Origin of the sequence: Burkholderia sp. MSMB1588 (genome assembly GCF_001546925.1) — a bacterium.
GTDB classification, from domain to species: Bacteria; Pseudomonadota; Gammaproteobacteria; order Burkholderiales; family Burkholderiaceae; genus Burkholderia; species Burkholderia humptydooensis.
Genome location: NZ_LNJS01000001.1, coordinates 1,484,429 through 1,497,592, shown reverse-complemented (window position 1 = coordinate 1,497,592; position 13,164 = coordinate 1,484,429). Strand labels below are relative to the sequence as shown.

General features: G+C 67.3%; 12 protein-coding genes. 4 read left to right on the top strand and 8 right to left on the bottom strand.

Translation table 11 applies throughout. The annotated features are described in order from the left end of the window. Positions 1–58: 58 nt before the first annotated feature. The 4 genes from cpaB to WS92_RS18655 all read right to left on the bottom strand — a co-directional run bounded on the left by cpaB (position 59) and on the right by WS92_RS18655 (position 2,301). Positions 59–970 (bottom strand): Flp pilus assembly protein CpaB, encoded by a 912-nt coding sequence (gene cpaB, locus WS92_RS18670; protein WP_059929668.1) that lies wholly within the window; start codon positions 968–970, stop codon positions 59–61. Positions 971–1,057: 87 nt separating this feature from the next. Further along, entirely contained in the window at positions 1,058–1,525 is a 468-nt protein-coding gene (locus WS92_RS18665; RefSeq protein ID WP_006026552.1) for a TadE/TadG family type IV pilus assembly protein, read from the bottom strand. Beyond that, positions 1,522–2,022, bottom strand: a complete 501-nt coding sequence (locus tag WS92_RS18660) for an A24 family peptidase (protein ID WP_059929671.1) — start codon at positions 2,020–2,022, stop codon at positions 1,522–1,524. The genes WS92_RS18665 and WS92_RS18660 overlap by 4 nt, the downstream gene beginning before the upstream one ends. A gap of 81 nt (positions 2,023–2,103) precedes the next feature. Further along, positions 2,104–2,301 (bottom strand): Flp family type IVb pilin, encoded by a 198-nt coding sequence (locus WS92_RS18655; RefSeq protein ID WP_006026550.1) that lies wholly within the window; start codon positions 2,299–2,301, stop codon positions 2,104–2,106. Between the two features lie 639 nt (positions 2,302–2,940). Between WS92_RS18655 and WS92_RS18645 the strand changes: the two genes are divergently transcribed. The 4 genes from WS92_RS18645 (at position 2,941) to WS92_RS18630 (ending at position 8,373) form a co-directional block, all read left to right on the top strand. Next, a complete protein-coding gene (locus tag WS92_RS18645) occupies positions 2,941–4,542 on the top strand; it encodes a collagen-like triple helix repeat-containing protein (protein WP_059929745.1) in 1,602 nt (533 codons plus the stop codon). 49 nt (positions 4,543–4,591) lie between these two features. Further along, positions 4,592–5,854: a collagen-like triple helix repeat-containing protein gene (locus WS92_RS18640; RefSeq protein WP_059929673.1), complete on the top strand. Its 1,263-nt coding sequence runs from the start codon at positions 4,592–4,594 to the stop codon at positions 5,852–5,854. A 173-nt stretch (positions 5,855–6,027) separates the two neighbouring features. After that, a complete protein-coding gene (locus WS92_RS18635; protein WP_170963106.1) occupies positions 6,028–7,683 on the top strand; it encodes a ShlB/FhaC/HecB family hemolysin secretion/activation protein in 1,656 nt (551 codons plus the stop codon). 228 nt (positions 7,684–7,911) lie between these two features. Further along, positions 7,912–8,373: a DUF2147 domain-containing protein gene (locus tag WS92_RS18630; protein WP_059929675.1), complete on the top strand. Its 462-nt coding sequence runs from the start codon at positions 7,912–7,914 to the stop codon at positions 8,371–8,373. A 147-nt stretch (positions 8,374–8,520) separates the two neighbouring features. Here the strand turns inward: WS92_RS18630 and WS92_RS18625 are convergent, their stop codons facing one another. From WS92_RS18625 to odhB, 4 genes are all read right to left on the bottom strand, one after another. Beyond that, a complete protein-coding gene (locus WS92_RS18625) occupies positions 8,521–8,931 on the bottom strand; it encodes a transposase (RefSeq protein WP_059929677.1) in 411 nt (136 codons plus the stop codon). A gap of 174 nt (positions 8,932–9,105) precedes the next feature. Continuing rightward, complete coding sequence (zapE, locus tag WS92_RS18620; protein WP_006026544.1) at positions 9,106–10,203, bottom strand: cell division protein ZapE; 1,098 nt, start codon at positions 10,201–10,203, stop codon at positions 9,106–9,108. 107 nt (positions 10,204–10,310) lie between these two features. Then, positions 10,311–11,741: a dihydrolipoyl dehydrogenase gene (gene lpdA, locus WS92_RS18615; RefSeq protein WP_015601780.1), complete on the bottom strand. Its 1,431-nt coding sequence runs from the start codon at positions 11,739–11,741 to the stop codon at positions 10,311–10,313. A 99-nt stretch (positions 11,742–11,840) separates the two neighbouring features. Further along, positions 11,841–13,118 (bottom strand): 2-oxoglutarate dehydrogenase complex dihydrolipoyllysine-residue succinyltransferase, encoded by a 1,278-nt coding sequence (gene odhB / locus WS92_RS18610; RefSeq protein WP_015601426.1) that lies wholly within the window; start codon positions 13,116–13,118, stop codon positions 11,841–11,843. Between the last annotated feature and the right edge of the window lie 46 nt (positions 13,119–13,164).

Genomic DNA, 13,164 nt, shown 5'->3' with positions numbered 1-13,164 from the left:
CGGAGACCGGCGCGAGCCGGCCTTCCCCCTGCCGTCACTGTTCGAAACTGCTCGTCGATCAATAGGCGACCGTCTCGGCCCGCCCCCCCCGGATTACCTCGATGCCGCCTCCCGCACGCGGCGCGGCCGCCGCCGTCACCCGCGCGGGCGCGGGCGCCGCGCGCGCCGTCTGCGCTGACGCGCCGCCGCCCGACAGCGCGCTCAGCACGAGCCCCGCCGCCGCCTGGTTCGATGCCCCCGCGCCGCCCGGCGCGCGGATCGCCACCGTCTGGGCGGCGACATCCTCGTCGCGCGGGCTGCGCAGCGCGAGCACGAGCCGGCCGCTCGCCTCGGCGAGCGTCAGCGCGTCGACCTGCGCGGTCGGCACGGCGAGCACTGCGGTGCGCGCGCCCGCGCCCGTCGGGCCCGGCGTGCCGTCGCGATCGGCCGTCGCGTCGCCGAACGACAGCACGCGCACCCGCGACAGCAGCAGCCGCGCCTGCGTTTGCGCGATCTCGGCGCCGGTCGCGCCGAAGCCGCCTTCGCGCTTCAGGTTCACGAATACATCGACGAAATTGCCGGGACGCAGCCGGTTGCCGACCGCGTTCGTGTCGTCGACCTTGATCGCGACCGCGCGCTCGCCGGGCGCGATCTGATCGGCGAGGCCCGACATCAGCTCGCTCTCGAGCACCGGCGCCTGCGCGACGATGTCGCTCGCCGGGATGCGCCCCGTGACGAGCGTCGGATTCGGGAAGGCGCCGGCGATCGGCGTCGGCGTCTGCTGCACTTTCAGCGCATCGGCGGGAATGGGCTGCCCGGCGGGCAGCGCGCGCGCCGCGACGACGACGGGCACCATCGCCGTCGCGGCAGCGGGCGCGGCGGCAGGCGCGACGGGCGCCGGCTTGCGCCCGAGCAGCCACGCGTATAGGCCGAGCAGGATCGCGATCCCGATCAGCAACACCGCGATGATCTTGGTCAGATGATTGGCCATGATTGTTATCAGTGCAGCGGCAAGAAAAAACGTTGGAGAAAACCGGTGGCGCGCGGCGCGTCGGTCCGGCCTAGTCGATCGTGTTCTTCATATGATGTTCGTCGGATTGATCTGCACCGTCGCCCGGCTCGTCAGCGTGGTCGGCAGCACCGCGTCGAACAGCGCGACCGCCGGCACGAGCGGATTGGCCGCGTACGGATACGTGACCGTGACCTGGATGCAAAACATCGTCGAATCGTACGAGCACGTGTAGTTCGACGAAGTCGTGCACGTCGCGCCCGACAGCCAGCCCGTCAGATTGTTCGCGGCCGTGCACGCGGCCGCCGCGCGCAGGCCGAGCGCCGCCGCCTGGGTCTGCGCGACCTGATAGTTGAGCGCGGCGCGCGCGCCCTCCGTCGCGGCGAGCGTCAGGCTCTGCTGCGCGGCGAAGATCATGCCGTATGTCACGATCCCGTAGAGGATCAGAAAGAACAGCGGAAACAGGATCGCGAATTCGATCGCGGTCGCGCCGCGCTGGCGGCGCGGCGAGCGGAATCGGCCGAGCGCGCGCATCATCGCGTGCCTCCGGTGTGAATCAGATAGGCGAGCCACGCGGCGGCGGGCGCGACGAGAAACGCCGCATAAGGCGCGGAGCGGCGCGCGCCGAGCGCGAACGCGGGCGCGCCGTTGCGCCCGAGCGAGCCGAGCGGCGTGCGGGTCACGAGCATCAGGCCAAGCGCGTGGATGCCCGCCGCGACGCTCGCGACGATCCATAGCCGCGGCAACGCCGGCAGCCCGCACCACGCGCCGAGCACCGCGAATACCTTCACGTCGGCGGCGCCCATCACGCGCAGCGCGAAAAACGGAAAAAGGGAAACGAGACCGACTGTTGCGCCGACCAATGCGCCGGTCAATGTCGTTTCGAACGGATTTTGTCGGCAGGCTGTAAAAATGATAACGGCGGCGAAACCGGCGAGCACCAATTCATTGGGAATACGGCGATTGCGACAATCTGCAATTGCAACAGCCGCAGCCCAGGCGAAAAAGAATCCAATACTGAAGAGACGAATCATCTCAGCCCCAGCCGCCCAGCGACGTTTGCGGATTGCCGAAGCAATCCGCAATTCGTGGTCATGCGTAATTGGATGTGAAAGTCAGGCCGCCGGCAATTTGCTGGCGATCGTGCTGAACAGCGAGCTCAGATCGGTACCGACCGTGCCGACCGTCGTCGCGATGGCCACCGCGATAAGACCTGCGATCAACCCGTATTCGATCGCGGTCACCCCGGCCTCTTCCTTGAAGAAGCGATGCATCAGTTGTTTCATGTTGATCCTCGTGCCTTGAGTCTTCATTGGCCTTGCTTTTCGCTATCGGCCGACCTTGCCCCCGCCAGTCCGACTTTAATGCCGGCTCGGGCGGTTTCGTTATAACTCCTTTTTTCAAGAGTTTCTAACAATTTGATACAAGTTAACATTTATGTCGGCGGCGTCCCCCTCGTATTCCCTGATGTACTAGGTCGTACAAATAGCGCACGAGCGCATCTTATATCCGAACCCTTTTTTGTTCCACATTTTTCATCGATTTTGATCAGACACTATGACCGTGCGCACGCTTATTTTTACGATCTGTCGGTAGTCCTTACACATAAGGACTTACGATAGGTTAGATCTACATACCTAATTCATCAGTAAAACGCAGGGTTCAAATGTCGATGGCGCGCGACGCGTTTCTGTCGCACGTTACGCCGCATCCGTAACGCGCGCCATGCGGCGTTACGTTACGAACGCATAAAAACACGCCCTCGCCGCACCCGCCCCATCGTTTTTCCCGCGCCATCCCGCTCCGCCAAAACCCTTGTCTGACAAGGGTTTGCCGGATCTCGCCGCGCGCACCGAAAAGATCGTCCAACGAAATGGCACGCCAGTTGCAGAGTAGTCGTGCGCAAGTGCGGCAAATCAAGCAACAGACAACACACCAATGCGAGGACGATGATGAACATCAGCACGATTTCCCATGGCACGCTCCGGACGACTTTGATCGCGGCCACCGTGGCAGCCATGCTCTCCCTTTCCGCGTGCGGCGGCTCCGGCTCGATCAGCAAGGGGCTCGACGGCTCGGGCTCCGGTAGCGGCAGCGGCAACGCGATTTCCACGACGGGGGACGGCGGCTCGGGCTCGGGTGGCACGAGCGGCTCGGGTTCGGGCGGCTCCGGCGGTTCCGGCTCGACGGGCGGCCTGTCGGGCGGCGGCGGCTCGACCTCCGGCGGCAGCTCCACGTCGGGCGGCGGTTCGACCTCGGGCGGCGGCTCCACGTCAGGCGGCGGCTCGACGACGTCGAGCATCAACGCACTCGGCACGATCGCCGGCAACACGGGCGGCATCGTCAGCGGCGCCGGCTCGACCGTGTCGGGTCTCGGCACCGTCGTCGGCAGCCAGACGCTGCCCGGCGTGAACCCGCAGACGACGCAGGCGCTCGGCGGCGTCGTTCAGAGCCTCGGCGGCGCGGTCAGCGTGCTCGGCTCCGGCGTGACGAGCGGCATCGGCCAGCTCGGCTCGTCAACCAACCCGATCGGCACGACCGTCGCAAGCACGGGCGGCGTGGTCAGCCAGTTGGGCGGCGCCGTCACGCAGACGGGCAAACTCGTGACGAGCCTCGGCAGCGGCCCGCTCGCGCCGCTGTCGCCGCTCACGTCGCCGCTCGGCGGCGCGGTCAGCACGCTCGGCAACACGATCACCGCGGGCGGCACGACGCTCACCACCGCGCTGTCGACAGGCCCCGTCCAGCAACTGACGCAGACGGTCAGCTCGGCGATCACGCCGATCACGTCGATGGTCACGGGCACGACGCAGACGGTCGGCAACGTGACGGGCCTCGGTGCGCCCGCCAACACGCTGCTCGGCACGATCGGCGGAGGCCTGAACCAGGCCGGCGCGCTGATCACGAAGACGGGCAACAACCCGGTCACGACGGGCCTCGGCCAGACGGTGTCGGCAACCGGCAACACGATCACGTCGGTCGGCGGCCTGCTGACGGGCGGCACCGGCTCCACGAATCCGCTCGCGCCGATCACGGCCGCCGTCGGCGGCCTGACGGGCACGCTGAGCGGCGTCGGCGGCGCAACCTCGGGCACCCCGCTCGCGCCGCTCACGAACGTCGTGTCGACGGTCACGGGCGCGCTCTCGGGCGCCGCTGGCAGCGCAGGCTCGAGCTCGCCGCTCGCGCCGCTCACGAACATCGTGTCGACGGTCACGGGCGCGCTCACGAGCGCCGCGGGCAGTACAGGCGGCAGCAGCCCGCTCGCGCCCGTCACGGGCCTCGTGTCGACCGTCACGGGCGCACTCTCGGGCGCCACCGGCGGCGCGACGTCGACGAGCCCGCTCGCCCCCGTCACGAACCTCGTCTCGACCGCGACGGGCGCGCTCGGCGGTGCAACCGCCGCGCCGGCGACGGGTTCGACGACGACCGCGACGAACCCGGTCGCGAGCCTCACCGCGCCGCTGACCGGCGCGAGCAGCGGCACGGGCGGCTCGACCAACCTGCTGTCGCCCGTCACGTCGCTCGTCGGCGGCCTGCTCGGCGGCATCAAGAAGTAAAAGGGCCGGCGCCCATCCAGCATCAGAGAAGACAGCGAGGAGCAGCATCATGAACCAGCAACGTTTCGTCCCGTCATTCGCGCTCGCGGCCTGGCGCGTTCCGCTCACCGCGCTCGCAACCGCGTGCGTGCTCGCCGCGTGCGGCGGCAGCGACGTCACCGCGCCGCCGTCCGCCGGCGGCGGCACCAGCGGGACCAGCGGCACGAGCGGAACCAGTGGCACGAGCGGCACCAGCGGCACGGCGGGCACGTCGGGCGTCGTCAACACGCTCGGCAAGACCGCGACCGATCTCGGCAACACGATCGGCTCGACGAGCGTGCCGGGCCTCGGCAGCGGCGTCACCCAGGGCGTCGGCGCGACGGTCGGCAGCACGGGCGGCATCGTCAACGCCGCGGCGGATGCGCTCAGCAACGGCCTCGGCCAGATCGGCTCCACGCAGAATCCGGTCGGCACGACAGTCGCGGGCCTCGGCAACGTCGTGAGCGCGGCGAGCAACACCGTGCAGGGCCTCAGCCAGACCGTCCAGGCGCTCGGCACGGGCCCGCTCGCCCCGCTCTCGCCCGTCACGACGCCTGTCGCGGGCGCGCTCGCGACGGCCGCGAACGGTGTGAACGCGGCCGGCACGATGCTCGGCAACGCGCTGTCGACGGGGCCTGTCCAGCAGATCACGCAGCCGATCAGCTCCGCGGTCACGCCGCTCGTCATCACGGCGGGCCAGGTCACGCAGACGGTCGGCACGACGACGGGCGTCGGCCAGCCGGTGTCGGGCCTGCTGCAGCAAGTCGGCGGCGCGATCAGCTCGGCCGGCAAGCAGATCGCGGGCACGTCCCCGTCGCAGCCGCTCGTCGGCGACGTCGGCCAGCTCGTGTCGGCGGTCGGCAACACCGTGACGAACGCGGGCGGCCTCGTGAACCCGGCCGCACCGAACGGCGCGGCGCCGATCCCGGGCCTCATCACGAGCCTCGTCGGCGGCTCGACGGCAACGGTCGCGACCGGCTCGGGCACGAGCTCGGGCTCGACGCTCGGCAGCCCGCTGAGCGGCCTGCTGTCGAGCCTCGGCGGCGGCGCGCTGCCGACCAGCTCACTCGGCGGCAGCGCGGTGTCGGGCGGCGCGAGCAACCCGCTCGCGCCGATCACGAGCCTCGCGAGCGGCGGCACGAGCGCTGGTGCGAACCCGCTCGCGCCCGTCACCGGTTTGCTCAATCCTCTCACGGGCACGCTGTCCGGTTCGACGTCGTCGACGGGCGGCGCGACGGGGCTCCTCGCCCCTGTGACGGGTACGCTCGGCACGCTGGGCAGTTTCGGCAAGTGATGCGACATACCGCGCGCGCCTTCCGGCAAGGAGCGCGCGGCGCAGTGGCAGTCGCATAGAACAACGGAAGACCACGTTGCGCGGCCCGCCAGGCGCCGCGCAACGGCATTAGAAGATCACAAGCACAAAGAGGCCCACGAGGAATCACAATGAAATCCAGACACGATTCTTGGATGCTGCTGCTCGCGCTCGTCGCGGCCGCCGGTGCCGCGCATGCGCAAAGCCGCTCGGGCGGCAATCCGCTCGAAGCGCTGCCGCAGATCAACACGCCGAGCAAGCCGAGCGTGACCGTGCAGGTCGCGCCGCAGGAAGTCCAGGTGCAGGCGCTCCTCGCGCGCCATCTGACGCCGACCTCGTTCCAGGTCGAGGGCGTCAGGTCGATTCCGTTCGAAGAGATCTCGCAGCGCTTCACGCCGCTCGTCGGCAAGGACATCACGATCGGCCAGTTGATCGAGACGGCGAACGGCGTGACGAAGCTGTATCAGGAGCGCGGCTATGCGCTGTCGTTCGCGTTCGTTCCCGCGCAGACGTTCGAAGGCGGCGTCGTGCGCGTGACGGTCGTCGAGGGCTATGTCGCGAACCTGAAGATCACCGGCCGGCCCGGCGCGATGGAGCCGAAGGTGCGCGCGATCGCCGCGCACATCATGGACGACCGCCCGCTGCGCCGCGCGACGTTCGAGCGCTACGTGAACACGTTCGGCCTGCTGCCCGGCGTGACGGTGAAGGCAAACGTGCCGCCGCCGCAGAACACCGACGGCGCGACGACGCTCGAGCTCAACGTCGATCGCAAGCCGATCAACGTGAGCGCGGGCCTCAATACGAACAACCCAGGCGTACAAGGGCTTTTCACCGTGACCGAGAACGGCCTCACGTCGCTCGGCGAGCAGATGAGCATCTCCGCGCTGTTCCCGAAGGGGCCGAACAATCAGACGTACGTATCGTTCAGCGGCGCCGTGCCGATCGGCAGCAACGGCCTCGTCACGCGCCTCGACGCGAGCCACTACCGCGGCAATCCGTCCGTCGACCAGACCGTGCTGCCCAACGTGCAGCGCACCGTGATCAACGACAAGCTCGGCCTGTCCGCGTCGTATCCGCTGATGCTGAGCAACCAGCGCAGCCTGCTCGGCACGGTGTCGGGCTACGCGTCGCACAACGAAGACCGCTACCAGAACCGGAGCACGGGCGCGATGATCGGCATGCGCTCGCAGGTGCGCGTGCTGCAGATGCAGCTCGACTACACGAGCGTGCAGCCGAAGCAGGTGCAGAAGCTGAGCTTCAATGTGGCGAAGGCGTTCGACATTCTCGGCGCGTCGAAGTCGGGCTTCACGAACCTGCCGGGCGTCACCACGACGAACCCCGCCTCGACGACGTTCGTGCGCACGGGCGCGACGTTCGCGCAGACGAACGAGTGGCCGTTCAAGATCGGCTCGACCGTGCAGCTCACGGGCCAGTACAGCCCCGATTCGCTGCCGACCACCGAGCAGATCTCGTTCGGCGCGCAGCGTTTCGCGCTCGGCTATCAGCCGGGCGAGACGTCGGGCGATTCGGGATGGGGCGCGTCGTTCGAACTCAATCGCGCATTCACGCCGGGCTTCACGTACCTGAAGAACATCACGCCGTACATCGCGTACGACATGGCCCGCGTGTATCTGCATTCGGGCACGCCGGTGCCGCGCCGCCTGTCGTCGGTCGGGCTCGGCGTGCGCCTGACCGATAGCCGTTTCTACAATCTCGACGTGTCGATCGCGAAACCCGTCGGCGACGCGCCGATCGAAAGCGCGTCGCGCAGCCCGCGCGTGAACGCATCGTTCTCGTATCAGCTCTACTGACGTCCGCCCGCCCCGCTCGTTTGCGCTTCGCGGCCCGTCGCACGGCGGGCCGCGCGCGTTTGCATTTTTTCATTTTTGCATCGCACGTCGCCACTTCGATTAGAAGCACTTGTATCAAACGCCGCGCGCGGATTCACGTATTCTGCGCAAAGCTCGCATCCACCGCCGTCCGACGCAGACGGCCCGCGGGCTGACGAAAACGACATCGTGCGATCCAAGGAGGAAGACATGTTTCAAATGACTCGTTCACTGCGCTCGATCACCGTGGCAGGCGCACTTCTCGCATGCGCCGCGAGCGCGTTCGCTCAGGCGGACAGCCCGATCGGCACGTGGCAGACGATCGACGATCACACGGGCAAGCCGAAGGCGCTCGTGCAGATCACCGCAGACTCGGCCGGCGAGTTGTCCGGCAAGGTCCTCAAGGGCCTCGGCGAGCACGACACGCCGGACCGCCGCTGCACCGCGTGCACCGACGAGCGCAAGGATCAGCTCATCAAGGGCATGACGATCATCAAGGCGATGAAGAAGGACGGCGAAGGCTGGGACGGCGGCAACATCCTCGACCCGGAAAACGGCAAGGTCTACAAGTGCAAGATGAAGCTCGAGGAAGGCGGCCAGAAGCTCATCGTGCGCGGCTACATCGGCGTATCGCTGCTCGGCCGCTCGCAGACGTGGATGCGCGCTCAATAAGCCAAGCGCCCGTCTCCCGATGCACCGGTCGCCGCTTGCGCGCCGCGTCCCGCGAACGCCAGGCGGCAAAAGCGGCAAAAACAAAACCGGCCTCGCGCATCTGCGCGAGGCCGGTTTTTTCATGCGTGCGAGACGCCGCGCGCCGTGTCAGGCGATGTGCTCGAGCGAGTGTTCGTGACGCGGCGCGGGCGAGGTCGCCGTCGATGCCGCGCCGCTGCGCGCCTGCGCGGCCTTCGAGCGCGCATGCGTGCGCATGCGCATCGCCATCAGCTCGCACAGATCGTCGCTCTGCGTGCCGAACAGCTCGACGAGCACGCGCTTCAACGCGCCGGATTCGTGCCACGCCTTGAAGCGGCGATGGCAAGTCTGATACGCGGGAAAGCGGCGCGGCATCGCCGACCAGTTCGCACCGCTGTAGATCACCCAAAGCACGCCATTCAGCACCGCGCGCGTGTCCGCGAGCGGCCTGCCGCGCAATTCCTTGCGCGGACGCAGCTCGGGCAGCAATGGAGCAACGCGCTGCCACTCCTCATCGGTAATATCGCGATACGGCGTCATGTGCTTCTCCGTTCATGAAGAACATGACCGCAACGATATCGAGACGAACCGGCATTGGATACACGACGCGCGCCGATTTAAGAATAGTTAATACCGAATTAACCGAAGTTAACCGTCTGCGCGCGTTTTCGAATTCGGGTCGGGTCGTTCGCGGCGCACGGCGCGCGAACCGGATCAGGTCAGCGACGTATCGATCAGGCGCCGCGGCGCCTCGAGATATTCCTTCGACTGCATCTCGACGATCCGCGAAACCGTGCGGCTGAATTCGTTCGCCATCGGTCCTTCGACGTACAGATCATCGGCCGCCACCGCGGCCGACATCAGCAGCTTCACCTTGTGGTCGTACAGCACGTCGATGAGCCACGTGAAGCGGCGCGCCTCGGACGCCATCCGCGGCGACATCTGCGGCACGTCGGACAGCACGATCGCATGGAAGCGGCTCGCGAGCTCGAGATAGTCGTTCTGCGAGCGCGGACCGCCGCAGAGCGTCGCGAAATCGAACCAGACGACACCGTCCGCACGGCGCAGCGCCTTGATCTCGCGCTTCTCGATGTGCAGGATCGGGTTCTCGTCCGGCACCGCGGCGAGCTGCGCGAACGCGTGGCGCAACTCGCGGTCGGCTTGCGCGCCGAGCGGCGTGTGATACATCCGCACCTGCGTGAGCGTGCGCTGCCGATAGTCGACACCCGCGTCGACGTTCAGCACGTCGAGCCGCTCCTTCAGAAGCGCGATCGCGGGCAGCATCCGGTCGCGATGCAGGCCGTCCGGATACAGATCGTCCGGATCGTAGTTGGACGTCATCACGAACTGCACGCCGTTCGAGAACAGCCGGTCGAGCAGCCGGTACAGGATCATCGCGTCGGCGATGTCCGACACATGGAATTCGTCGAAGCAGATGAGCCGGTAGCGTTTCGCGATCCGGCGCGCGAGCTCGTCGAGCGGATCGGCCTGCCCTTTCAGCTCCTCGAGCTCGCGATGCACTTCGCGCATGAACTCGTGGAAGTGCAGCCGCGTCTTGCGCTGCACCGGCACGACCGCGTAGAAGCTGTCCATCAGGAAGCTCTTGCCGCGCCCGACGCCGCCCCACATGTAGACGCCGCGCGGCAGATCCGGGCGGATGACGAGTTTCTTGAACGCGTTCGAGCGGCGCGCCTTGTAGGCGACCCATTCGCCGTAGCAGCGCTGCAGGCGTTCGACCGCGGCGCGCTGCGCGGCATCGGACTGATAGCCGCGCGTCTTCAGCTCGTGCTCGTAGTATTCGGTGACATTCATCATGCAAGCCGGCAAAAAACGAAGGCGAGCGGAAAATCCCGCCCGCCTTCGCCGAGAAACTGCGCGGCCGGCCGCGAAGGCCGGCGCGCGGTGCTGCGCCGTCGCGCTTAGCTGTTGAGCGAGCGCTTGTCGACGGCGAGCGCCGCTTCGCGCATCACTTCGGACATCGACGGGTGCGGATGGCAGATGCGGGCAACGTCTTCCGACGCCGCCTTGAACTCCATCGCGACGACGGCTTCGGCGATCAGATCCGACGCGTTCGCGGCGATCACGTGCACGCCGAGCAGCTCGTCCGTCTTCGCGTCCGCGATCATCTTCACGAAGCCGTCCGGCGCGTTCATGCCGAGCGCGCGGCCGTTGATCGAGAACGGGAACCGGCCCGACTTGATCTCGCGGCCCTCGGCCTTCAGTTGCTGCTCCGTCTTGCCGACCCACGCGATTTCCGGATACGTGTAGATCACCCACGGAATGCAGTTGTAGTCGATGTGCGGCTTCTGGCCGTCGATCACTTCCGCGACCAGCACGCCTTCGTCTTCCGCCTTGTGCGCGAGCATCGGGCCGCGCACGACGTCGCCGATCGCGTACACGTTCGGCACCGCGGTGCGGCAGTGGTCGTCGACGTCGATGAAGCCGCGCTCGTTCGCCTTCAGGCCGATCGCCTCGAGGCCGAGGTTCTCGGTGTTCGGCACGCGGCCGACCGACACGATCAGGCGGTCGGCGTCGAGCGTCTTCGCGTTGCCGTCCTTGTCCGTGTAAGCGATCGACACGCCGTTCGCGCCCGTCTTCACTTCGTCGATCTTCACGCCGAGGTGGATGTCGAGGCCCTGCTTCTTGAACAGCTTCGCCGCTTCCTTCGCGAGCGCCTCGTCGGCCGCGCCGAGGAACGCCGGCAGCGCTTCGAGCACCGTCACTTCGGCGCCGAGGCGCCGCCACACCGAGCCGAGCTCCAGGCCGATCACGCCCGCGCCGATCACGGCGAGCTTCTTCGGCACCGTGTCGAACGTCAGCGCGCCTTCGTTGTCCGCGACGATCTTGTTGTCGACCGGCACGTTCGGCAGGTGACGCGCCTTCGAGCCCGTCGCGATGATCACGTTCTTCGCGGTGACGACTTCGGTCTCGCCTTCGCCGCTCACTTCGATCGTGACGCCGGCGTCGGTCTTGCCGGTGAACTTGCCGTGGCCCTTGAGCCACGTGATCTTGTTCTTCTTGAACAGGAACTCGATCCCGCCCGTCATCTTCTCGACGATCCCGTCCTTGCGCGCGAGCATCTTCGCGACGTCCATCTTCACGCCGTCGACGCTGATGCCGTGGTCGGCGAGATGGTGCTGCGCGTTCTCGAATTCCTCCGACGACGCGAGCAGCGCCTTCGACGGGATGCAGCCGACGTTCAGGCACGTGCCGCCCAGCTTCAGCGCGCCGGCCGGGTTCTTCCATTTTTCGATGCAGGCAACCGTTTTGCCCAGTTGAGCGGCGCGGATCGCGGCGATATAGCCGCCCGGGCCCGCGCCGATCACGACGACGTCAAATTCCTTCGACATGACAATCCTTTGATTTGGCTCCGGCAAGCCGAGCAGGCGCCTCGCGATGGGCGCCCGCGCGGCCCGCCGAAGCGGTTCGATACGGTGAGAAAAGCGTGCTTACAGGTCGAGCAGCAGGCGCGCCGGATCTTCGAGCGCGTCCTTCATCGCGACGAGCGACAGCACCGCTTCGCGGCCGTCGATGATCCGGTGGTCATACGACAGCGCGAGATAGTTGATCGGACGGATCACGATCTGGCCGTTCTCGACGACCGGACGTTCCTTCGTCGCATGCACGCCGAGGATGGCCGACTGCGGCGGGTTGATGATCGGGGTCGACAGCATCGAGCCGAACACGCCGCCGTTCGAGATCGAGAACGTGCCGCCCGTCATTTCCTCGATCGACAGCTTGCCGTCCTTCGCCTTCTGGCCGAATTCGGCGATCTTCTTCTCGATGTCGGCGAGGCTCATCTGATCCGCGTTGCGCAGGATCGGCACGACGAGGCCGCGCGGCGAACCGACCGCGATGCCGATGTCGAAGTAGCCGTGATAGACGATGTCGTTGCCGTCGATCGACGCGTTCACGAGCGGGAACTTCTTCAGCGCGTGGACGGCCGCCTTCACGAAGAACGACATGAAGCCGAGCTTCACGCCGTGTTCCTTCTCGAACTTGTCCTTGTACTTCGCGCGCAGATCCATCACGGGCTGCATGTTCACTTCGTTGAACGTCGTCAGGATCGCGTTGGTCTGCTGCGATTCGAGCAGACGCTCGGCGATACGCGCGCGCAGGCGCGACATCGGCACGCGCTGCTCCGGACGGTCGTTGAGCCACGTCGTCGCCGACGCCGGCACCTTCACTTCCGGCAGCGACGGCTTCGCCGCGGCCAACGCCTGCGCGGGGGCCGCCGCGGCCTTCGGCGCGCTGCCCGCGGACAGCACGTCGCCCTTCGTGATGCGGCCGTCGCGGCCCGAGCCTGCGACGTCGGCCGCGCCGATGCCCTTCTCGGCCATCAGCTTCGATGCGGCGGGCGATGCGGCCGCGGCGCTCGACGCGGCGGCGGCAGCCGGCTGCGCGGCGGGCGCCGGCGCGGCGGCGGGAGCGGCGGCCGGCTTGACTTCGGCGGCGCCTGCCGCAGCTTCGGCCGCGCCCGCCTTCGCTTCGGTGTCGATCGTCGCGATCACCTGGTCGGCGACGACCGTGTCACCGTCGTTCTGCAGCACTTGCGCGAGCACGCCCGCGGCGGGCGCCGGCACTTCGAGGACGACCTTGTCGGTCTCGAGCTCGATCAGGATTTCGTCTTGTGCGACGGCTTCGCCGGGCTTCTTCTTCCACTGCAGCATGGTCGCTTCCGAAACCGACTCCGAAAGCTGGGGGACTTTGACTTCTACGATAGCCATGTGAATTTCCTGGATGCTTAATCTGGGTAATGACGAGACGTCCGCA